A 21,089-nucleotide genomic window follows, 5' to 3' on the forward strand; every position below is an offset into this window, starting at 1 on the left:
TATTCGAGGTCTTAAAGGCAGTTGAACTCAATGATTACATTTACTGATTACTATAACAACGAAGTGCAGCTATCATTCGATGACCATCCTTTTTCAAAGAGCCCTAAGCATGTATGGGTAATTTGCAGGTGGAAAGAGCAATGGCTTCTGACAAATCACAAAGACAGAGGAATTGAATTCCCCGGAGGGAAAGTGGAAGAAGGGGAATCTGCAGAAGAGGCGGCTATAAGAGAAGTTAATGAGGAAACCGGCGGAATTGTGAAGGAGCTCATCTATGTAGGGCAATACAATGTTGCCGGAAAAGGTGGGACCATCATCAAAAATATCTATTTTGCCACTATTGAAAAAGTTATTGAGCAAAACTCCTACTATGAAACCTTTGGTCCAGTACAATTGGAAAAGCTGCCTGAACATATAAAAATTAATCCGGACTTCAGTTTTATGATGAAAGATGATGTTTTGCCGAATAGCTTGAACCGGATTTACCAATTAGCTCAATTTCGGTAAGCATTTCGTTTTTTTATCTGTTACTTACTTTGTCTTCTGCAGCAACATGCCAGATAAAAACAAACTGTTATAACAGACAAGGTCTGCCCGAACTCAGGTCAGACCTTGAACTGTTTTTGAGTTAACCTGCAGTATTTTTGATTAACCATTTTTCGAGCTTTTCTACAAGCTGATACATAAGGGCAGCCAGAATCGCTATAACAAGCAGACTGTATAATACAAGGGTGAAATCGAACACTTGAAATCCATATACAATTAAGTAACCAAGCCCTTTTGCCGATACAAGGAATTCCCCTACAATCACTCCCACCCACGACAGGCCTACGTTGACTTTCAAAGTCGATATCATAGCTGGAAAAGAAGCAGGCAAAATCGCAGTGGTAAAGCATTGCCATCTAGTTGCTCCGAAGCTTTTCAGCACTTTCACATAATTTTCGTCTACTTCCCGAAAGGCGGAGTAAACAACTAAGGCAGTAATAATAATACAGATTATCGCTCCCATTGCGATAATTGAGACATAACCAGGACCAAGGGCAACGATGATAATTGGCCCAAGAGCAACTTTCGGCATAGCATTGAGGATGACTAGATACGGGTCCAGTATCTTTGAAAGCTTTTCAGACCACCAGAGGATTGCTGCAAGAATAATTCCAAGCAGTGTACCGGCAACAAAACCGATAATGGTTTCCAATAGAGTCACTTGTAGATGGAACCAAAGTGATCCATCTATTAATTTTTCTGCGAATAAGTGGCCGACCTTGGAGGGAGAGCTGAAAATTAACGGATCAATCCATTCCATCCTGCTTGCGAATTCCCAACTGATAAAAAAGGCAGCAAAGATAACCAATTGCCAGAAAGTAATACTTTTCCTGTATGCCTTGCGCTGCTTTTTATATTGTTCGAAAAGTTGTTCATCAGACAGGGTGTTTGTTTTCAAGTTCATTCAACTCCTCCCAAATACGGTCGAATAATAATTGGTACTTTAAATGTTTTCTAGCTTGAAATGGCTGCAGATTTCTTATTTCAATCGGCACTTCAAAAATTTCGGCTATTTCTCCCGGATTTGCTTTCATCAGAAATATCCGGTCACTCATTGCGATTGCTTCACCAATATCATGAGTGACCAAAATAGATGTTTTGTTATACTCCTTCAATAGGCTTGATACCAAATCTTCTAACTTCAGCTTTGTCTGGTAATCAAGGGCAGAAAAAGGTTCGTCGAGCAGGAGTAAATTCGGATCGGTCATAAGGGTCCTGGCCAGTGCAGCCCGCTGCCGCATTCCCCCTGATAAGGATTTAGGATAAGAGTGGACGACGTTGGCAAGCCCAATTTCGTGTAAAATTTGTATAGCTTTATCTTTGGTTTGCTCTGTTTCCTTACTTTGTATCTTTGGCCCGGTTAAGACGTTATCAAGAATCGTTTTCCAGGGAAAAAGGTAATCCTGCTGAAGCATGTAACCTATACCAGATGCAGTATTGGAAAGGGGCTGGTTTCTTAAAAGCACCTCTCCATGTGTTGGCTGGATAATACCGGAAATAATGGATAACAAGGTCGTTTTTCCGCAGCCGCTCGGCCCTAAGACGGAAATAAATGCTCCTTCCTCGATGGCCATCGAGATATTATCCACAGATTTGGTATAACCTTTGTCGTGAAAATATTGGTGGGAAATATGATTAAGTTTTAAGAAAGACATTTTTCCATCCTCCTATTCGTTCATCACATCTTCAGCAATATTTGTGTTGACAAGGTCTTTATAAGGAATATCTTCTGGCAGTTCCCCTGATTCGTCCATGATGTTTTTCAAATTATCCCATTCCTCTTCATCAAGTATAGGATTTTCGGCAAACGAACCTTGGCTCTTGTAACGTTCAATCGAAGAAGCTAGTAACTGTAAGTCGGTGTCTTCAAAATAAGGCGCTACAATCTCAGCAATTTCCTCGGAAGAGTGTTGCTGAATAAATTGTTGCGCTTGATAAATCGCACGCGTAAATTTTTTGGCGGAAGCTTCATGTTCCTCAAGAAAGCTTTGCTTAGCCATAAAAACAGTATAAGGAACATGGCCTGATTCTTCACCGAATGAAGCAACGATATAGCCATTGCCTTCTGCTTCGAACATGCTTGCTTGCGGTTCAAACAATTGTACATACTCCCCTGTTCCAGAAGTGAAAGCTCCGGGAATATTCGCAAAGTCAATGTTTTGAATCAAGTTTAAGTCATGTTGCGGATCGATACCATTCTGTTTTAACACGTATTCTCCAACCATCTGGGGCATACCACCCTTGCGCTGTCCAAGAAAGTCACTGCCCTTTAAATCTTCCCAGGAAAAGTTGTCGTCTGGCTGCTTAGCTACGAGAAAGGTTCCATCGGTTTGTGTTAATTGGGCAAAATTAATAATTGGATCATTGGTCCCTCTTGCTGCAACATAAATAGAGGTTTCTGACCCGACCAGGGCGATGTCTGCATCATCTGCGAGTAAAGCAGTCATTGTTTTATCTCCACCCCATGTCGTCTTTAACTCCACCTCTAAACCTTCATCTGCAAAAAATCCTTCTTCCAAGGCTACATATTGGGGAGCATAAAAAATGCTGCGGGTCACTTCGGCAATCTTAATATTGGTCTTGCTGCCAACAGAGCTGCAGCCTGTTAGTCCAAGCACAAGTATTAATGCGGATAAAAGAAACAATCGATATTTAATCATGTTAGTCAACCTCTCAGTGGATGTATTCATATGTTGTAATTTATGCGCAAGCCCAGAATTGTGTGAAACGCCCAGTAAAACATAGGAAGTAAATAAAAAGTGGTTGGGACATAACATACACATCCACTTGCAAAACCCGAACGATAACAGCTTATAAAGTTTTAACAGAGCATCTTCAAGCTTCGATTGCTGGCGTAATGGGATATAAATGGCGTTGGAACAGTAGTATCGGTAAAGCGCTAGTACTGTGCGCTGCGGAAATACACTACGCTTTCCGCGGGCGGCTGGTGAGCCTCCTCGAGCTTGCGCTCTGCGGGGTCTCACCGAGGCCTTCCCTCCACTGAAAGTCTGTGTAGTGTTTTCTGCCAACAGCCCTATCATCGCAACCAAAAATGGCTCCTTTATTTTCAAGGAGCTGAGGCCGTGCCCAGGGGAAGCGAAGTATGCTGCCGGCGCAAGCACTGAAGTTTGTTCGAAGGAAGAAATAGTGTCGTCACTCCTTTTGTCTCAACCTCTCAGCTTGTAGATTTTTATTTTTCCCACAGAGTAGCTCAAAATCGAAAAAGGCGCTGATTCATTTAGCTAGATCGCTAGGTAGATGGCCATTTTCTCCATGCTCTAAATGGGCAGTTGTCATTAAGGGGTGTTTTCGAATTGTTTCTTTTCCTGGAACGAAAATACGCAGGGGGTTCTCATCCATAGGGTAAAGATAAATAATTAGTGGAGAAACAAGAAGTATCTTTATGAAAAGGAGAAAGCTAAGGATTGTCATATCCTTAGCCTTCCAATTTGAGTTTAGACTGGCTTATAAAGAGGTCCGGCATTAACGATAGCAGAATCAACATCGGTAAATTTTTCAAAGTTTTCGTGAAACCTGGCTGCCAGTTGCTCAGCTTTAAGTTTGTATGATTCATAAGAATTCCATGTCTCCCAAGGGCGTAATAACTTCTCTGGCACTTCTGGAACAGTTACCGGTATTTGCAAGCCGAAAATTGGATCAGCAGAGGAATCAACCTCATCAAGCTCACCTTGCAGAGCTGCGCGTACCATTGCCCTAGTGTATTCAAGCGGAATTCTTTTCCCCTTTCCAAAGGGCCCTTCAATCCATCCTGTATTTATTAGGAAAACATCGACCCCATGCTTATCAATTTTTTCTCCTAACATATCAGCATACCGCCGGGGATTAAGCGGTAAAAAGGGAGCACCAAAGCATGCGGAAAATGTAGCTTGCGGCTTAGTCACCCCGCGTTCCGTTCCAGCAAGTTTACTCGTATAGCCGCTCATGAAATGGTACATTGCCTGCTCCTTGTTCAACCTGCTGATTGGCGGAAGTACACCAGAAGCATCTGCTGTAAGGAAAATAATTGTTCTTGGGTGGCCGGCAGTGCTGGGGACAACACTATTATTTATATGGCGCAGCGGATAAGCTGCACGAGTATTTTCTGTCAAGCTTGTATTATCAAAATCTGGTACACCGTCGGTACAAATGACATTTTCCAGAACTGCACCATTCTGGATGGAATCGTAAATTTGCGGTTCCTTATCCCGGGAGAGGCCGACACATTTGGCGTAACAGCCGCCTTCTATGTTAAAGATACCATTAGGTGACCAAGCGTGTTCGTCATCTCCGATCAGAAGGCGGCCAGGATCAGCAGACAGTGTCGTTTTCCCTGTTCCTGACAAGCCAAAGAAAAGAGAAACATCTCCATCGTAATCGACATTAGCTGAACAATGCATAGGCAGGACGTTTTTCTGGGGCAATAAATAATTCATCACAGAAAATACCGACTTTTTTATTTCCCCGGCATATTCCGTTCCTCCTATCAATATTACCTTTTCCTCCATGGAAATAATAATGAAGGCTTCCGAATTAGTTCCGTCCAATTCCGGATCTGCTTTAAAAGAAGGAGCGGAAATGACTGTAAAACAACCTTGGCCGCAGTCCCAATCATTGTCATCAGCTTCAATAAACAGTTGTCTGGCAAATAAATTATGCCAGGCAAATTCGGTAATCACTTTGATGGGAAGGCGGTAGTGTTGGTCTGCTCCAGCATAACCTGTAAATGAGAAAAACTCATCCTGGTTACGGAGATGATTAACAACTTTTATATACAATGAGTAAAAGGTGTTTTGATCAATTGGCTTGTTTACCTTTCCCCAATCAATATTGTCCTTAAGCTCATCAGTCTGAACAATAAACTTATCTTCTGGAGAGCGTCCGGTATATTTTCCGGTTACAACACTGACAGCTCCTGTATTAGTCGTATGACCTTCCCCACGTGCAGTGATTTTTCTGGTTAATTGGTGAATTGACAAATTTTCGCTGCAATTAGGCAATCCTGTTAGTTCATTTGTTAAAACGCTTTCATTAATTTTGTTCATTTGCGCTCACATCCTTTTTTAAGCTTGCTTAGTACTTAAATATCATAAAATAGTATAACACATTAATCCATTTATTCCATACTAATAACCCGTTATTTCCCTATAAATTTAATTAAGGTTAAAATGGGGAATAGGGAAGTAAAAAAAGAAAAGGGCGGGAAATATGAAGAGCAAATCCATTGTTTTGTATGATAAAGATTGTTATCTGTGCCAGCAGACAAAGAAAATTATTCACATCCTTGACTGGTTCAAGGTGTTTGATTGGGTGTCCTTACAGAAATATGAACAAACGAATCTCCTGTCTAACCAGGAAAAAGAAGCAATTAGAGGAGAAATTCATATTATTATGCCAAATGGCAATCGAATAACCGGGTACCAGGCGGTCAGGTTCATGTTAATTCGTTGTTTACTAACCATGCCGCTCGGAATATTAATGTATATTCCTAAGTCGGAAATTATCGGAGAACCTCTATATAAATGGATCGCTAAGAATAGGTACCAGCTTTTTAAAAATAAGTGCACCAATGGAGTATGTAAAATACCCCAATAATTAATACCTTAATACCCCAATAATTAGAGAGTTAATCCCGACAAAAGTGGTAGTAATTTATTGACAATGGCGGTCTGTTTAGATACGATGTAATGCGAACGGATACTCTCTTATCCAGAGTCGGCGGAGGGACAGGCCCGAAGAAACCCGGCAACCATCATTTAGATGAAAAGGTGCTAACCTGATGCAAGGTTTTTTCCTTGGACGATAAGACGAGAAAGGCCATTTTCCTTTCCTTATCCCATAAAGGAAAGGATTTTTTCTTTTGTTAGAGCTTATTGCCTACCTACTATGGTCTTATCAATTTTCCGATTGAATGATAAAAACAGTGATACGAAAAGCATGATTCACCAGCTGAACTATTCTGTAATAACATACCAAAGGAAAGAGCAGTTCCGTATTATACTTGAAGAAAATGAAGGAGGATTTAGCAGAATGGCTGCAAATCGTCGATTATTCACATCTGAATCGGTTACGGAAGGACATCCTGATAAAATATGTGACCAGATATCTGATGCTATTTTAGATGAAATATTAAAAAGTGATCCAAACGCCCGTGTTGCCTGTGAGACTACAGTCACCACCGGCCTTGTTTTAGTCTCCGGGGAAATTACTACTACTACTTATGTTGATATCCCTAGTATTGTGCGCAAAACCGTTAAAGACATTGGTTATACCCGCGCGAAGTATGGTTTCGATGCGGAAACATGCGCTGTGCTGACAGCTATTGATGAGCAGTCTCCAGACATTGCTGGCGGTGTGAACCAAGCATTGGAGGCTCGTGAGGATACAAGTTACGACGATCAAATCGAAGCGATTGGTGCCGGAGACCAGGGGTTGATGTTCGGCTATGCCAACAATGAAACCCCAGAATTAATGCCGCTTCCAATTTCATTAGCCCATAAAATCAGTAAACGGCTGTCTGATGTCAGGAAAGAGAGTATTCTTCCGTACCTGCGTCCCGATGGAAAAACGCAAGTAACGATTGAATATGACGAAAATGATAAACCGGTCAGAGTGGATACAATCGTTATTTCTACCCAACATCACCCGGAAATAGAATTAAAACAAATTCAACAGGATTTAAAAGAATTTGTTATAAACCCGATTGTTCCTGAAGAGTTATTGGATGAACAAACCAAGTACTTTATTAATCCTACTGGCCGTTTTGTGATTGGCGGCCCTCAAGGGGATGCAGGCTTGACTGGCCGTAAAATCATTGTTGATACTTACGGAGGCTATGCGCGCCATGGCGGCGGAGCATTTAGCGGAAAAGACGCAACTAAAGTCGATCGTTCCGCAGCTTATGCAGCCCGTTATGTTGCTAAAAATATTGTAGCGGCTCAGTTAGCAGAGTCCTGTGAAGTTCAGCTTGCATACGCTATTGGGGTAGCAGAACCTGTATCTATTTCTATTAATACGTTTGGAACAGGAAAAGTTACCGAACTGCAATTAGTGGAGGCTGTGAGAGAATTATTTGATCTTCGCCCGGCAGGGATTATTAAGATGCTTGATTTAAAACGTCCGATTTATAAAGATACAGCTGCTTATGGCCACTTTGGAAGGACTGACATCGAGTTTCCTTGGGAAAAAACAGATAAAGTAGACAACCTGAAAAAAATCGCAGAACAGAATAGTAAGTAAAGACAATGATAGGACTAAGCCTTTGGCTTAGTCCTATCATTATTTTTCAGCCGGTAAACTCCTATAGGCCTGTCCGGCTGCCCGGTTGTTTTTTTCTTGGCTGTTACTCCACCTCCCAGCGATTAGCAGACTTCCTGCACCTTCGTCCGATAAGTTAACATCATCGCTAGCGCTCTGTGTTTTCTTTATCAAAAAGAAAGAAAGTTCGATCTAACCCCACCACGATGCGCGGCAACGTCGAACTACCCGCGATGCGCGGGCACAGTCTGTACATCGCCAAACAGGCAGGTTTCGCTTTTCTTTTAATTTCCGCTCTTTTTTTGTTTTGTTCGCCCGATTGGTTTTGGAGGATTTGTCATATGATGGCTGTAACTAACGTAGTTAGTTTATTTGTATGCCTTACTTTGTTTTAAAGGAGGTTTTTTGTCAATGAGCCATTATGAAACATGTTGCAGGAATGTCGGAGAAGCTGTCAAGATCACCTGTCATGATGGGAATGTTCACCGGGGGATTATCGATAGAGTCCACCGTGATCGTGTGTTCATCCGTCCTGTTGAAAACAGGATAGGCGATTCAGGACCTGGCCCCGGCCTTTTTCTATACGGACCAGGCTGGGGATGGGGGTATGGCCCCGGGTATGGAATTGCATTTGCTTCGATAGCCGCTCTTACGCTGCTTCCATTCCTTTTCTGGTAAGTTTTTAACCTGTCCTAAGGGTATGGCTCCGACTAATATAAGGGTTGGAGGATGCCCTTATTGGACAATGAGTTTCTACTCCAATGAATCGGGTAATAAAGGAATAGCAAACAAAATAGAATTAGTATTGAATTTTCGATTGTGCTATAATTAACAAGATGTAAACATATAGAAAGAGAGGCAAGAATATGTGTGGTTTTATTGGTATGATCCGCAACCAACCTCAAGTGCCAGACCAAAATAATAAAGATGAATTTCAAATGCAAAATAATGTAATTACTCATAGAGGCCCTGATGACGAAGGGTATTTCTATGATGAATATATATCTTTAGGTTTTAGGCGATTAAGTATTATTGATATAGAGAGTGGGCAGCAGCCGTTCAATTATGATAATGATCATTACTGGATGATTTTTAATGGGGAAATTTACAATTATATTGAGCTAAGAGAACAGTTGATTGCCAAAGGTTATTCGTTTGATACAGAATCAGATACAGAAGTTATTATCGCAATGTTTAAAGAGCATGGAACCGACGCTTTTCAACACCTGCGTGGGATGTTTTCTGTCCTAATCTGGGATAAAAAAGCACAGGTTCTGTATGGTGTGAGAGATCCATTTGGCATCAAACCGCTTTTTTACAGTGAAACCGACGAAGGTACATACTTCGCATCCGAGAAAAAAAGTATCACTTTAATGAAAGATAATGACCAAGTGAACACAGAGGCTTTACAGCAATATTTAAGTTTTCAATTTGCTCCTGAACCGATGACTTTAAGCGAAGGAGTGCTAAAGGTAGAGCCAGGTCATTTCTTTGTTAAAAGGCCGGGAGAAAGCATTGAATTCACTCGTTATTGGCATGCGCGTTTTGAGCCTGTATTAATGGAAAAGAAGCAATGGATCAAACGGATCCAGGACGTCATGTATGATTCCGTGAATGTCCATATGCGCAGTGACGTACCTGTCGGCTCTTTCTTATCAGGCGGTATCGATTCTTCCCTGATTGTTGCAATTGCAAGAGAATTTAACCCAAATATAAAAACATTTTCTGTCGGTTTTGAAAGAGATGGTTATTCAGAAGTAGATGTAGCAAAGGAAACTGCTGAAAAATTAGGCGTCGAAAATATTTCATATACTATTACACCGGAAGAATATGTACAAAAATTACCTAAAATCATGTGGCATATGGATGATCCTTTAGCAGATCCGGCATGTGTCCCGCTGTACTTTGTCGGCAGAGAAGCGAGCAAGCATGTAACAGTTGTGTTGTCCGGTGAAGGATCGGATGAATTATTCGGAGGGTATAATATCTATCGGGAGCCTGATTCTCTGAAATTATTTCATTCCATCCCCGGCCCCGCCAAAGGGTTATTGTCGAGAGTTGCATCTGTTCTTCCAGAAGGAGTTAGGGGAAAGAGCTTCCTGGAACGGGGAACAACTCCTTTAAAGGATCGCTATATCGGCAATGCTAAAATGTTCGAAGAGAACGAGAAAGAGCAATTGCTTAAAACCTATGACTCCAGCGTGGCTTACCAGCAAATCACCAAACAGCTGTACGAAAATGCAGCTAATGAACATCCGGTCAACCAAATGCAATATGTAGATATCCACACGTGGTTGAGAGGGGATATTTTGCTTAAAGCAGATAAAATGACAATGGCCCATTCTTTAGAACTCCGTGTGCCGTTTTTGGACAAAGAAGTGTTTAAAGTAGCCAGTGAAATCCCTGTCGACTTAAAAATCGCTAACGGAACCACAAAAAGCATTCTGCGGGAAGCTTCCAGAGACATTGTCCCTGACCATGTACTGGATCGAAAAAAACTAGGCTTTCCTGTTCCTATCCGCCATTGGCTCAAAGATGAATTATACGATTGGGCAAAGACGCTTATTTTGGAAAGTGAAACGGAGCATTTGTTGCATAAATCGTACATTCTAAACTTATTAGAAGCGCACTGCCAAGGAAAAGGCGATTACAGCCGTAAAATTTGGACTGTGTTGATGTTTATGCTTTGGCACCAGATCTATATTGAAAGAAAACACCCTTTTGCTGAATTACGTGAAGAAGATAAAACAAAAAGCAAGCTTACGGTATAACCGTAATTGCTTGCTTTCCCATTTGCACCCATGCTTCTTCGAAGTCGTCAATGGGTGCTTTTCTTTGTTTGTTAACAAGAGGATCATTAAAATAAATAAATGTTTCGTCATAGCCGGTAACCAATACAGAATGCTCTTTCATTGTTATGTCAATGGGTCCTTGCGGAGTCTTCCAAGTTTGAAAGCTGCTTTTAGGTAATTTTTTGAATGCAGTGTTTGTTATCACCCATACAGGATGATTATTATTAATATGCTTGAAAATTTCATAAAAGCTGCCGCCGCTAAAGTCATGTACTTTATCACCAGCGTAAGTTTCAGCTAGCTCGGCAATTGGCTGGTGGTAAACGCCATAACCCGGATTGCTGAGTGAATACATATCGCCAACAAATCCTTTGGCAGGATTGCCGAAAAACACTCCATCTTCTGTCTGTTTATAAGGTGTATCATCTTTAGCAATTTCATCGGCCAGTTTCATCTTGGATGCATCAATTCCGTGGAATTGGAGCAGCATCGCAAGGCTGGTGACTTCACAACCTCTGGGAAGCTGAGGATATTGTTGAATAATTGGAGCTTCCAACACTACGGAAGACCTCATCTGAAATTGTTCGATTAAAGGGAAGACTGGTTCCAGCTCAGCAGAGGGCAGCTCATCCGCCATGGCCCTGACAGGGTTAGCCTGGTGCTTGATCCATGCCTTCGTTTGCGGGAGCCATTCTTCCTTATAATTGTTCAGGACGATGACCGAAACAATGAAACAACAAACGCCAAATAAGACAGCGTGCGTTTTATAAAATAGCTTAGAGCCTCTTTTGTCAGCCTTTTTCATGGAATAGACGAGCATGAGTGCCATCATAAGCGCGAATATTCCCAAGTAATATAATACCATGATGCCACTGCACCTCCTGTTCTTAGGATAACGCATTTCGACAAAAAAAACAGGGTGCAAATATGACAAAATGTAGTTATTTTTCCTGCTGTCCCTTATAGTACTGGCCTTTTTCTACGTAAGAGTTTCGAATCCGATCCATTTCGGAAAAATCTTTTTCGGTTAATTCGCGAATTACTTTAGCTGGACGGCCGAATGCAAGGGATCGCGGAGGAATCACTTTTCCGGGCGGAACTAGGCTTCCGGCGCCGATAAATGCTTGTTCACCTATTTCGGCATCGTCTAAAATGATTGAGCCCATTCCGACTAAAGCTCCTTTTCTTATTTTTGCGGAATGAAGAGTTACCTGGTGGCCGATTGTCACACCGTCTTCAATTACCAGCGGCATTCCAGGGCTTTGATGCAGAAGGCTGAGGTCCTGGATGTTTGCCTGCTTGCCAATATATACAGGAGCGACATCGCCTCTTATGACCGTTTTGAACCAAATGCTTGCTTGTTCGCTTATCGTTATATCTCCAGTTAATATAGCATCGCCAGCGATGAAAGCAGATTCGTGAACGACTGGTTTTTTGCCCTTATATTCGTAAATCATTTGAAACCCCCTGTAAATTATGATGTTATAGATAATAGTATCATAACAATCATTTGTATTAGTAAAAAAATACAACCGGCAGCAACACAATGTACTGCATTTTATCGAAATAGAAAGAGGGAGATATTTTGACGTTCCGCGTTCCGCGCACCTCACCCATATTAATGAAGCATGTATACCGAAAAATCTTTCCAGCAGTCGAATCCGAATTGGCTTATTGGGAGAAAAGAGCGAACGATATTCCTGACAAGGAATTAAGAAAGCAAGCATTGGATAGTATCCACACTAAAAAATTTCACTGCCAAGGCGGATCGGTTTATAGTATCCTTGCTGGTTCAAACTGGAAAGAGGCTATCCGTTTTATCGTGGCTTACCAAACAATCAGCGATTACTTGGATAATTTATGCGACCGCAGTACGTCGCTTGATCCAACGGACTTCCAAATGCTTCACCAATCGATGCAGGATGCTTTATCTCCCGGAAATGAAATGAAAAATTATTATTTCTATCGGAAGGAAGAAAATGACGGAGAATACTTATCTGATCTGGTCAGAACCTGTCAAAATAGTTTGAGGACATTAACGAGTTATCAGGTTATTAAGGACTATATTCTTGAACTGGAAGGGTTATATGCTGATCTCCAAGTCCATAAGCATGTCGAAGAAGAGGAAAGAATTCCGCGCTTGCAAGAGTGGCATGAAAACCACAAACAAAAGTGGCCATATTTAAGCTGGTATGAGTTTTCAGCTTCGAGCGGGTCTACACTCGGTATCTTTTGTATGGTTTCTTATGCCATGGGAGAAAAAATGTCCGAACATCTTGCCGCGCTTTTATTTGATAGTTACTTCCCATTTATGCAAGGTCTACATATATTGCTGGACTACTATATAGATCAACAGGAAGACTTGGCGGAGGGAGACTTAAATTTCTGCAATTATTATCAAGACGCAGACCATATGAAGGAGCGCCTGCTTTTCTTTATAGAACAGACCAATAAACATGTGCAGCATCTGCCCAACCGCCAGTTTCATGAAATGGTCCATAACGGCTTGGTCGGTCTTTACTTAGCCGATCCTAAAGCAGGAAAATTAGAAGGCGGAAAAGAAGTCACCAAAACGTTATTACAGGCAAGCGGATTGAGATCCAGTTTTTTTTACTTAAACGTAAAAGTTTATAACAAATGGAAAAAATAAGAAGTCAGCCTCCGAAAAATGAAAACAGCTGTTTTATTCCGTTTTTTTGGGCTGCGTTCGTTTTTCTATTGCGAGAAGAAATGGAGGATCGTTTTTTTGGTTAATGAATTCATACTTTAAGACATGAAAGGTTTTCTGGTCTAAGCTTCCCGCATAATTCAACAGTGCGTCTTTTTCTATTTCGCCGCCCTTATGTCCATAATAAACAACGATGGCAATAACTCCTCCCGGTCTAAGTATTTCTGTAATTGCTTCAATAGCGCTTATCGTGCTTTCGGGAGTAGTAATTGTTTGTTTATCACTCCCCGGCAAATAACCCAAATTAAAAATAGCTGCTCCAATCGTCCCTGATGCCTCTTCAGGGATATGCCGTTTGATATATTGGTGGTCTTCTAATAATAAAACCGTATTGCTGATTTGATGTTTTTTCAAAAGGGAGGTGGTGTTTTCAATAGCCGCCTGTTGAATATCAATAGCATAAACAGTACCGCTTTCACCGACGAGATTGCTTAAAAACAGGGTGTCATACCCATTGCCGCATGTTCCGTCGATGACGGTGTCACCTGAGTAAATTGCCTCTTTCAACAGTTGGTGTGCATATGGGATCACTTTTTGCAGCATTTTTCTCTTCCTTTCTTAGCTTTCAATACTTAATGGAAAGTTAATTTTATCACGAAAGATGTAAAAATGCTGGTCCCTTTACAAGTGTGCGTATGGATTAGGGGAATTTCGCACATCTTATAACCGAGGTGATTAAATGGCTACTAGACAATCGGTAGAAAACCTTATTGAACGAACAAATTCGTATATTGCCGAAGCAGAACAACAGCTTAATATTACCAATAGAAATGGTTATGAAGTTGATGCTGCTTATTCTCAAGCCCAAAGAATGCTTTCAGAAATAGAGTTGGAAATAGAAAAAATGATGGTTAGCGCAAATCCTCAGCAAAGGGACCAACTACACCGTCTGCATTTAAAAGCAAGTCAATGCTTGAATGATATGATACTTGACCAAAACGACTTAGCCGATTAATAAAACCACTGCCGTTAAAAGAGCGGCAGTGGTTTTTCAGTTTGTAAAGAACCCAGGATTTTGTTTCCTTATCATATACGATTGCCACCTGTTTTAAGGGTGAACGCCCGGGCACTCTTTCTAGCTGCGTCCCTTTATTGAGAGAATGATAAACCAATATTATTCACCGCACCTAATAATTATAATTTTTTGAATAATCTTATATATGATAAATGATTAAATTATAGGAGGATATTCCTACAAATTCCCTAAGATTATCCGATATTACTTTTGTGACTAATTTAACAAAGGGGAGTTTTATGAATGGGCATCAAGAAAATTACTGTGCTCGTCTTGCTATTGATGATGTATGTTTCTGGTTGTTCGCAGCAGGAAGCAACAGGTGAAGAAGATAGCGTAACAAGAATAGGCATTATGTTATCCGATGTCGGACTGGGAGACCAGTCATTCAGCGACGCGGCTTTTACAGGGCTGGCTAAAGCGAGGGACGAGCTGGGAGTTGTATTTGACTATAGGGAAGTAGATGAGTCTGGGAGCTATGAGGAAGGCTTGCAAGAACTCGTGGAACAAGAAAACGATGTCATTATTGGTCTAGGATATATGGTGCAAGAAGATTTGGAGAAAGTTGCAAAAGAAAATCCTGATCAAAAATTTGTATTGATTGACTCAGTGTCAGAATTATCAAATGTAACGTCGGTAACATTTAAAGCTGACCAGGGCAGCTACCTGGCCGGTATCATGGCGGCGATTACAACCGACAACAACAAGATTGGTTTTATTGGCGGCGATGATACGCAAATAATCAACGACTTTGCTCAAGGATATGAACAGGGAGCAAAATCAGTGAACCCTGAACTTGATATCCAAGTGGAGTATGCAGGAGACTTTGGGGATGACAAACTTGGAGAAGAGATTGCAGAAGAAATGGCCGATAATGAAGTGGACGTAATTTTTGCCGCGGCTGGATTCACTGGTGTAGGAGCTTTAAAAGCTGCGCAAAAACAAAACATATTTGCCATCGGAGTCGATTCAGATCAATATTTTTATGCTGAAAAAGCGGTTATCACCTCTGTAATGAAAAAGGTCGATATCGCTGTTTTCGACTTGGCACAAAGCTTAGTGGAAAAGGGAGAAATCGAAACAGGGCATATTGAGTTGGGGATTGACAACAATGGTGTTGGGTTAGCTCCTGTCCGAATCATTGAACTTTCGGATCAAGAGAAACAATTAATAGAAAAAGCAAAACAAAACTTTTCACAGGATAGCTAGGAGGAAATTATGTCGATTAAGAAAAAGCTTCTGTTAAATTCACTGAGTATATTGTTTTTAGCTTGTCTTATTGTTGCATTCATTATTTTTAATATGCTTAAAATCCAATCGTCAACAGCGGATCAAGTTACGATTTTGCTTAATATTGAAAGATTCCAGTCTGAAATGAATGCTGCAAAACAAAGCTTAAGCAATTATTCTTTTTCTGAAACAGATGCATTAAAGGAAGAGGCAATCACTAAGATGGACGCGAGTGAACAACTAATCACTGATTTAAAGCAACTCGTTAAAGATAATAACAGTATGCAATATCTGGCCAGAGCCGAAGAGAAATTCGAAGTTTGGAAGGAAAGTGCTGCTGCTTCCCTTAATGAAAGGGATTTAGGGGAGGCCAAACGCCTGTCGATACGCACAGACGGAATCTTAAACGATATATATATGTTAAATCAATCTGCAAATGAGAATTATCAGCAAATGCAGCAGGATTTGGATAAACAAATACAGTTTACCATTATTTCATCTATCATTGGCTGCATTGTCCTGCTTATTTTGGCATCCGTATTCACATTAAAAGTGACGAATTCGATTTCCGGTGCACTGCAAAAACTAGCGGGAAATGCAAAGGAAATTGCAACAGGAAACCTCGCAGTAGAACCGATCGATTATAAAGGGAAAGATGAACTCGGTGCATTGAATGGATCATTCGGCCAAATGACTGAACAGTTAAGAGAGCTGATTTATTCCATTGAAGGTGTAAGTAAGGATGTTGAGGGTTTTGCTGAAGTGATTGAGGAGGAAAACCTTTCGTTGACAGAGGTTAGTAAGCAGGTAGCTGTTTCTACTGATGAATTATCGGCTGGAACACAAACCATCTCTGAGGATTTGCAGGATGCTGTAACAATGATTGAACAAATGGACAAAGGTTTTTCGAAAAACGTGGAATACACCGAACAGTCGGTTGCTTATGGAAAACAAGCTATGCAGGCTGTTGCTTCAGGCCAGGATGCCATTAAAAAGCAGCAAGAACTAGTGGGGGAAAATGCGGATAACTCCATTCAAATAAAACAGGCCGCAGAAACGTTTGCAAATTATACCGGAGAAATCGACCAAATGGCTAAATCTGTTGCGGAGATTGCAGAACAGACCAATCTTCTAGCGTTAAATGCTGCTATCGAGGCTGCAAGAGCTGGTGAAGCTGGAAAAGGATTTGCGGTAGTTGCAGAAGAAGTGCGAAAATTAGCAGAGGATTCTTCTAATGCTACAAAGCATATTTTTGATATGGTAAAACTTATTGAAACAGGCATCAATGATATTACTGATTCAGTAAATAAGGGAACAGCAATTGTAGAGGAAGAACAGACTTCTATGGATAAAACTGCTTCAGCTTTCGGGGACATTGAACAGAAAGTCCAGGGGATTACTGCAGAATTAACCGGTCTGTTGGACGGTATCCAACATTCCAAAGGGCTTGGCGGCAAAGTATTGAGCAATGTGGAAAGTATCAGTGCTGTTGTCCAGCAGTCCGCTGCGGGCAATGAAGAGATATCGGCTTCAACAGAAGAACAATTAACCGCATTTAATCATATGGTAGAGCAAGTATCTAAACTGAAAGACATGACAACTGATCTTAATAATACCGTTGGCAAATTCCGGTTATAATATCAACAATTGAAGTAGTCATGTCATAGAATGGCAAGCCTTGACAAATAGGAGCGCTTTCTTTACAATACGATTACAAATAATAATGAACGACTTGGATAAGGAATATTAGTAAAGTCCCAGGTTATAAGAGAGGCAGCGGTTGGTGGAAGCTGCTCCTGGGCTTTATGAACTCGCCTTTGATGTCGCGGAAGTGAACTTTATCAGTAGCTTTCGCCGTTTGCTCGCGTTAAGGCTTATAAGCGAGCGCAGGAATGCGCTAAGTTGGGTGGTACCGCGGGAAAAAATCTCTCGTCCCATATTCTGGGATGAAGGGGTTTTTTTTGTACCCTCTTTTAATTTAAAAAGGCAGGACACATAAGGCGGGCAAGTCGAATTCATAAATACTGTCAGTTGACAAGGAGGAATGGCCAATGTCTTTTGACCATAAAAAGATAGAAAAAAAATGGCGTAATTATTGGTTGGAAAACAAAACGTTTAAATCAAAGTCGGATACAAATAAGGATAAGTACTATGTACTCGACATGTTCCCGTACCCGTCGGGAGCAGGCCTTCATGTTGGTCATCCGGAAGGGTATACAGCCACTGATATCATATCCAGAATGAAAAGGATGCAAGGGTATGAAGTGCTTCATCCGATTGGTTGGGATGCTTTTGGCCTTCCTGCTGAACAATACGCTTTGGATACAGGTAACGATCCAGAAGAGTTCACCAAAAAAAACATCGATACCTTTCGAAGACAAATTCAAGAACTCGGATTTTCCTATGACTGGGACCGGGAAGTAAATACTACAGACCCAGCTTATTATAAGTGGACGCAATGGATTTTTCTCAAGCTTTATGAAAAAGGGCTTGCATATATTGACGAGGTACCAGTTAATTGGTGTCCGGCCCTAGGTACCGTTCTTGCCAACGAAGAAGTGATTGACGGCAAAAGTGAACGAGGCGGCCATCCAGTAGAACGCCGCCCGATGAAACAGTGGATGTTGAAGATAACTGCTTATGCGGACCGTTTGTTGGAAGATTTAGAGGGCCTTGATTGGCCGGAAAGCATTAAAGATATGCAGCGAAACTGGATAGGCAGATCAGAAGGAGCAGAAGTGCATTTTGCCATAGATGGCTTTAATGAGACGTTTACTGTGTTTACTACAAGGCCAGACACTCTCTTCGGAGCAACCTATGCAGTGATGGCTCCTGAGCACCCGTTAATTACAAAAATTGTGTCTGAAGAACAGCAATCTCGGGTATCCGAGTATATTAAAGCTGTCCAGGCAAAAAGTGATTTAGAGCGGACGGATCTTGCCAAAGAAAAGACCGGAGTATTTACAGGCGCTTATGCCGTAAATCCGGTTAATGGAGAGAAGCTTCCTATCTGGGTGGCGGACTATGTCTTGATGAGTTATGGTTCAGGAGCAATTATGGCTGTGCCAGCTCATGATGAAAGGGATTATGAATTTGCCCGTAAATATAATTTATCCATCATTCCAGTGGTGGAAGGCGGAGATACTAATGAGGCGGCATATATCGGAGATGGAAGCCACATAAACTCTGGCTTTCTTGATGGGTTGGATACACCAGCTGCTATCCAAAAGGCAATCGATTGGCTGGAAGACCACCAAAAAGGGGAGCGAAAAGTAACTTATCGCTTAAGAGACTGGTTATTCAGCCGCCAGCGCTACTGGGGAGAACCTATTCCAATCATACACTGGGAAGATGGTACAACATCTGCAGTTAATGAAGAAGACCTTCCAATTGAACTGCCAAAGACTAAGGAAATAAAACCTTCCGGAACTGGCGAATCACCATTGGCCAATATAGAAGACTGGGTAAATGTGGTGGATCCTGCAACCGGCAAGAAGGGACGAAGGGAAACAAACACTATGCCGCAATGGGCTGGAAGCTGCTGGTATTTCTTGCGGTATGTCGATCCTGACAACACACAGGCCCTAGCCGATTATGACAAGCTGCAAAAATGGCTGCCTGTCGATACCTATATTGGCGGCGCTGAGCATGCGGTATTGCATCTTCTTTATGCCCGCTTCTGGCATAAATTCTTATACGATATTGGCGCGGTACCGACGAAGGAACCATTCCAAAAATTATATAACCAAGGGATGATCCTTGGAGAAAATAATGAAAAAATGAGTAAATCCAAAGGCAACGTCGTAAATCCTGATGAAATCGTCGCTTCCCACGGGGCGGATACCCTTAGGCTTTATGAAATGTTTATGGGGCCTCTAGACGCAGCGGTGGCCTGGTCTACCAATGGATTGGATGGAGCTAGAAGGTTTCTCGACAGGGTTTGGCGCTTATTTGTGACAGATGAAGGAATGGCTTCTGAAAAAATTGTCGACGGCTCCACGGACAACTCGCTTGAAAAAAGCTACCATGAAACAGTCAAGAAAGTTACAGAGAATTTTGAAGCGCTTCGCTTTAATACAGGTATTTCCCAAATGATGGTATTCATTAATGATGCATACAAAGCAGAGGAAATCCCTAAAACGTTTGCTGAAGGTTTTATAAAAATCTTGTCTCCGGTTGCTCCTCATATAGCTGAGGAGTTGTGGGAAACACTGGGCCACAACCAAACTTTGGCTTACCAAAGCTGGCCCGCTTTTGATGAAGCAAAACTCATTGAAAATGAAGTTGAAGTAGCCATTCAAGTAATGGGGAAAGTGCGAGCTAAAATGATGGTGCCAAAGGATACGTCGAAAGACGACTTAGAAAAGCAGGCACTAGAGCTGGAAAGCATTCAGGATTGGCTGGAGGGCAAAACAGTAAGAAAAGTGATTGCCGTTCCAGGCAAACTAGTAAACATTGTAGCAAATTGATGTTCAAATTATTCAAAAGAACCCTCAGGCAGTTGAGGGTTCTTTAAATCTTAACGTATTAATAGAAGGAGATGGACAGAAGCATCCTGTTTATTCTGTTAACAGCTTGACAAATTGATTTACTTTAATACAATAAGCCAGTAAACAATAATGGTAAGGAGAATCGAAATGGATGATATTAAAGAAATTACTTCTACAGAGTTACAAGATATGTTAGATGAAAAATCTGACATTGTTTTAATTGATGTGAGAGAAAATGAAGAGGTTGCCCAGGGCATGATTGAAGAGGCAGAGCATATTCCTTTGCGGGAGATTCCGGAGGCTTTAAAGGAATTGGATAAACAGAAAAATTACGTACTAATCTGCCATTCAGGAATGAGAAGCATGAATGCAGCTTTGTTTATGAATGAAGAAGGGTTTAAAGTTATGAACTTAACAGGCGGAATGCTAGAATGGGATGGAGAAATTGTGGTTTAAGATTTATTGAAAAGGGTATATTATAATTATTCTCTTCGTAATGAGCCAGTGCTTTTAGGGATTTGAAAAAGGGATTGACTTTTATGAGTAATGTTAGTATTATATTTATTGCTGTCGCATGAACCAGTCAAAAGCAAACAACTTCAATTCTATCCAATAATTGGAATTGACATCTTGCGATGCAGATGATAAAATTTAATTACTGTCGCTGATAGACGGCGGATTTGATCTTTGAAAACTGAACAAAACAACCAGTATGTCAAGTAAGAAACAAGCTAGTTTTTTGAACGAGCAAGCAAGCTCATATTTTATGGAGAGTTTGATCTTGGCTCAGGACGAACGCTGGCGGCGTGCCTAATACATGCAAGTCGAGCGCGTGAAACAGCCGGATCCCTTCGGGGTGAAAGCTATGGAACGAGCGGCGGACGGGTGAGTAACACGTGGGCAACCTGCCTGTAAGACTGGGATAACCCCGGGAAACCGGGGCTAATACCGGGTAATACTTTTCTTCGCATGAAGAGAAGTTGAAAGGCGGCTTTTCGGAGCTGTCACTTACAGATGGGCCCGCGGCGCATTAG

18 protein-coding genes, 1 rRNA gene, 1 riboswitch and 1 other annotated feature are annotated in these 21,089 nt (G+C 41.4%); of the genes, 12 read left to right on the forward strand and 7 right to left on the reverse strand.

Features of this window, described 5'->3' with window-relative positions:
* Positions 1-30 precede the first annotated feature (30 nt).
* On the forward strand, positions 31-507 hold the full coding sequence (gene ytkD / locus BLR93_RS09070; protein WP_093213420.1) for an RNA deprotection pyrophosphohydrolase: 477 nt from the start codon (positions 31-33) through the stop codon (positions 505-507).
* 121 nt (positions 508-628) lie between these two features.
* Here the strand turns inward: ytkD and BLR93_RS09075 are convergent, their stop codons facing one another.
* The 4 genes from BLR93_RS09075 to pckA form a co-directional block, all read right to left on the reverse strand.
* Positions 629-1,450, reverse strand: a complete 822-nt coding sequence (locus BLR93_RS09075; RefSeq protein WP_093213421.1) for an ABC transporter permease — start codon at positions 1,448-1,450, stop codon at positions 629-631.
* Positions 1,422-2,201, reverse strand: coding sequence for an ABC transporter ATP-binding protein (locus tag BLR93_RS09080; protein ID WP_093213422.1), 780 nt, complete (start codon positions 2,199-2,201; stop codon positions 1,422-1,424). Before BLR93_RS09080 ends, BLR93_RS09075 begins: the two co-directional genes overlap by 29 nt.
* A gap of 12 nt (positions 2,202-2,213) precedes the next feature.
* On the reverse strand, positions 2,214-3,206 hold the full coding sequence (locus tag BLR93_RS09085) for an ABC transporter substrate-binding protein (RefSeq protein WP_175559299.1): 993 nt from the start codon (positions 3,204-3,206) through the stop codon (positions 2,214-2,216).
* A 795-nt stretch (positions 3,207-4,001) separates the two neighbouring features.
* Complete coding sequence (pckA, locus tag BLR93_RS09095; RefSeq protein WP_093213424.1) at positions 4,002-5,588, reverse strand: phosphoenolpyruvate carboxykinase (ATP); 1,587 nt, start codon at positions 5,586-5,588, stop codon at positions 4,002-4,004.
* A gap of 163 nt (positions 5,589-5,751) precedes the next feature.
* Here pckA and BLR93_RS09100 point away from each other — a divergent pair, with 163 nt between their 5' ends.
* The 4 genes from BLR93_RS09100 to asnB all read left to right on the forward strand — a co-directional run bounded on the left by BLR93_RS09100 (position 5,752) and on the right by asnB (position 10,571).
* Positions 5,752-6,138, forward strand: a complete 387-nt coding sequence (locus BLR93_RS09100; RefSeq protein ID WP_093213425.1) for a thiol-disulfide oxidoreductase DCC family protein — start codon at positions 5,752-5,754, stop codon at positions 6,136-6,138.
* A 107-nt stretch (positions 6,139-6,245) separates the two neighbouring features.
* A riboswitch (SAM riboswitch) is annotated at positions 6,246-6,352 on the forward strand.
* A gap of 221 nt (positions 6,353-6,573) precedes the next feature.
* Positions 6,574-7,782 (forward strand): methionine adenosyltransferase, encoded by a 1,209-nt coding sequence (gene metK, locus BLR93_RS09105; protein WP_093213497.1) that lies wholly within the window; start codon positions 6,574-6,576, stop codon positions 7,780-7,782.
* Positions 7,783-8,211: 429 nt separating this feature from the next.
* Positions 8,212-8,478 (forward strand): hypothetical protein, encoded by a 267-nt coding sequence (locus BLR93_RS09110; RefSeq protein WP_093213426.1) that lies wholly within the window; start codon positions 8,212-8,214, stop codon positions 8,476-8,478.
* A gap of 188 nt (positions 8,479-8,666) precedes the next feature.
* Positions 8,667-10,571 (forward strand): asparagine synthase (glutamine-hydrolyzing), encoded by a 1,905-nt coding sequence (gene asnB / locus BLR93_RS09115; protein ID WP_093213427.1) that lies wholly within the window; start codon positions 8,667-8,669, stop codon positions 10,569-10,571.
* Here asnB and BLR93_RS09120 read toward each other — a convergent pair.
* Both BLR93_RS09120 and BLR93_RS09125 read right to left on the reverse strand, forming a co-directional pair.
* Positions 10,561-11,457, reverse strand: a complete 897-nt coding sequence (locus tag BLR93_RS09120) for a C39 family peptidase (protein ID WP_245690100.1) — start codon at positions 11,455-11,457, stop codon at positions 10,561-10,563. The two genes, asnB and BLR93_RS09120, sit on opposite strands and share 11 nt — an antisense overlap.
* Before the next feature lie 76 nt (positions 11,458-11,533).
* On the reverse strand, positions 11,534-12,049 hold the full coding sequence (locus tag BLR93_RS09125; protein ID WP_093213428.1) for a gamma carbonic anhydrase: 516 nt from the start codon (positions 12,047-12,049) through the stop codon (positions 11,534-11,536).
* Between the two features lie 128 nt (positions 12,050-12,177).
* Here BLR93_RS09125 and BLR93_RS09130 point away from each other — a divergent pair, with 128 nt between their 5' ends.
* Positions 12,178-13,242 (forward strand): tetraprenyl-beta-curcumene synthase family protein, encoded by a 1,065-nt coding sequence (locus tag BLR93_RS09130; protein ID WP_281241690.1) that lies wholly within the window; start codon positions 12,178-12,180, stop codon positions 13,240-13,242.
* A 33-nt stretch (positions 13,243-13,275) separates the two neighbouring features.
* On the opposite strand, the gene mnmM is transcribed toward BLR93_RS09130, so the two are convergent.
* A complete protein-coding gene (gene mnmM / locus BLR93_RS09135; RefSeq protein ID WP_093213429.1) occupies positions 13,276-13,863 on the reverse strand; it encodes a tRNA 5-(aminomethyl)-2-thiouridylate-methyltransferase MnmM in 588 nt (195 codons plus the stop codon).
* A 136-nt stretch (positions 13,864-13,999) separates the two neighbouring features.
* Between mnmM and BLR93_RS09140 the strand changes: the two genes are divergently transcribed.
* The 6 genes from BLR93_RS09140 to BLR93_RS09170 form a co-directional block, all read left to right on the forward strand.
* Positions 14,000-14,275, forward strand: a complete 276-nt coding sequence (locus BLR93_RS09140) for a DUF2524 family protein (RefSeq protein ID WP_093213430.1) — start codon at positions 14,000-14,002, stop codon at positions 14,273-14,275.
* Positions 14,276-14,584: 309 nt separating this feature from the next.
* Positions 14,585-15,544, forward strand: a complete 960-nt coding sequence (locus BLR93_RS09145) for a BMP family lipoprotein (RefSeq protein WP_093213503.1) — start codon at positions 14,585-14,587, stop codon at positions 15,542-15,544.
* 9 nt (positions 15,545-15,553) lie between these two features.
* Positions 15,554-17,203 (forward strand): methyl-accepting chemotaxis protein, encoded by a 1,650-nt coding sequence (locus BLR93_RS09150; protein WP_093213431.1) that lies wholly within the window; start codon positions 15,554-15,556, stop codon positions 17,201-17,203.
* Between the two features lie 86 nt (positions 17,204-17,289).
* Positions 17,290-17,505 (forward strand) — a binding site (T-box leader).
* Between the two features lie 111 nt (positions 17,506-17,616).
* On the forward strand, positions 17,617-20,034 hold the full coding sequence (gene leuS, locus BLR93_RS09160) for a leucine--tRNA ligase (RefSeq protein ID WP_093213433.1): 2,418 nt from the start codon (positions 17,617-17,619) through the stop codon (positions 20,032-20,034).
* Positions 20,035-20,202: 168 nt separating this feature from the next.
* Positions 20,203-20,511 carry a rhodanese-like domain-containing protein gene (locus BLR93_RS09165; protein ID WP_093213435.1) on the forward strand — a complete coding sequence of 103 codons (309 nt, stop codon included), beginning with the start codon at positions 20,203-20,205 and terminating at the stop codon, positions 20,509-20,511.
* A 307-nt stretch (positions 20,512-20,818) separates the two neighbouring features.
* A 16S ribosomal RNA gene (locus BLR93_RS09170) occupies positions 20,819-21,089 on the forward strand; the annotation flags it as partial.

Origin of the sequence: Sediminibacillus albus (assembly GCF_900101125.1) — a bacterium.
Taxonomy (GTDB): Bacteria; Bacillota; Bacilli; order Bacillales; family Amphibacillaceae; genus Sediminibacillus; species Sediminibacillus albus.

Excerpts from the sequence above, each read along its gene's own strand:
- ytkD (WP_093213420.1), top strand. The coding sequence starts at position 31 with ATGATTACATTTACTGATTACTATAACAACGAAGTGCAGCTATCATTC.
- BLR93_RS09075 (WP_093213421.1), bottom strand. The coding sequence starts at position 1,450 with ATGAACTTGAAAACAAACACCCTGTCTGATGAACAACTTTTCGAACAA.
- BLR93_RS09080 (WP_093213422.1), bottom strand. The coding sequence starts at position 2,201 with ATGTCTTTCTTAAAACTTAATCATATTTCCCACCAATATTTTCACGAC.
- BLR93_RS09085 (WP_175559299.1), bottom strand. The coding sequence starts at position 3,206 with ATGATTAAATATCGATTGTTTCTTTTATCCGCATTAATACTTGTGCTT.
- pckA (WP_093213424.1), bottom strand. The coding sequence starts at position 5,588 with ATGAACAAAATTAATGAAAGCGTTTTAACAAATGAACTAACAGGATTG.
- BLR93_RS09100 (WP_093213425.1), top strand. The coding sequence starts at position 5,752 with ATGAAGAGCAAATCCATTGTTTTGTATGATAAAGATTGTTATCTGTGC.
- metK (WP_093213497.1), top strand. The coding sequence starts at position 6,574 with ATGGCTGCAAATCGTCGATTATTCACATCTGAATCGGTTACGGAAGGA.
- BLR93_RS09110 (WP_093213426.1), top strand. The coding sequence starts at position 8,212 with ATGAGCCATTATGAAACATGTTGCAGGAATGTCGGAGAAGCTGTCAAG.
- asnB (WP_093213427.1), top strand. The coding sequence starts at position 8,667 with ATGTGTGGTTTTATTGGTATGATCCGCAACCAACCTCAAGTGCCAGAC.
- BLR93_RS09120 (WP_245690100.1), bottom strand. The coding sequence starts at position 11,457 with ATGGTATTATATTACTTGGGAATATTCGCGCTTATGATGGCACTCATG.
- BLR93_RS09125 (WP_093213428.1), bottom strand. The coding sequence starts at position 12,049 with ATGATTTACGAATATAAGGGCAAAAAACCAGTCGTTCACGAATCTGCT.
- mnmM (WP_093213429.1), bottom strand. The coding sequence starts at position 13,863 with ATGCTGCAAAAAGTGATCCCATATGCACACCAACTGTTGAAAGAGGCA.
- BLR93_RS09140 (WP_093213430.1), top strand. The coding sequence starts at position 14,000 with ATGGCTACTAGACAATCGGTAGAAAACCTTATTGAACGAACAAATTCG.
- BLR93_RS09150 (WP_093213431.1), top strand. The coding sequence starts at position 15,554 with ATGTCGATTAAGAAAAAGCTTCTGTTAAATTCACTGAGTATATTGTTT.
- leuS (WP_093213433.1), top strand. The coding sequence starts at position 17,617 with ATGTCTTTTGACCATAAAAAGATAGAAAAAAAATGGCGTAATTATTGG.
- BLR93_RS09165 (WP_093213435.1), top strand. The coding sequence starts at position 20,203 with ATGGATGATATTAAAGAAATTACTTCTACAGAGTTACAAGATATGTTA.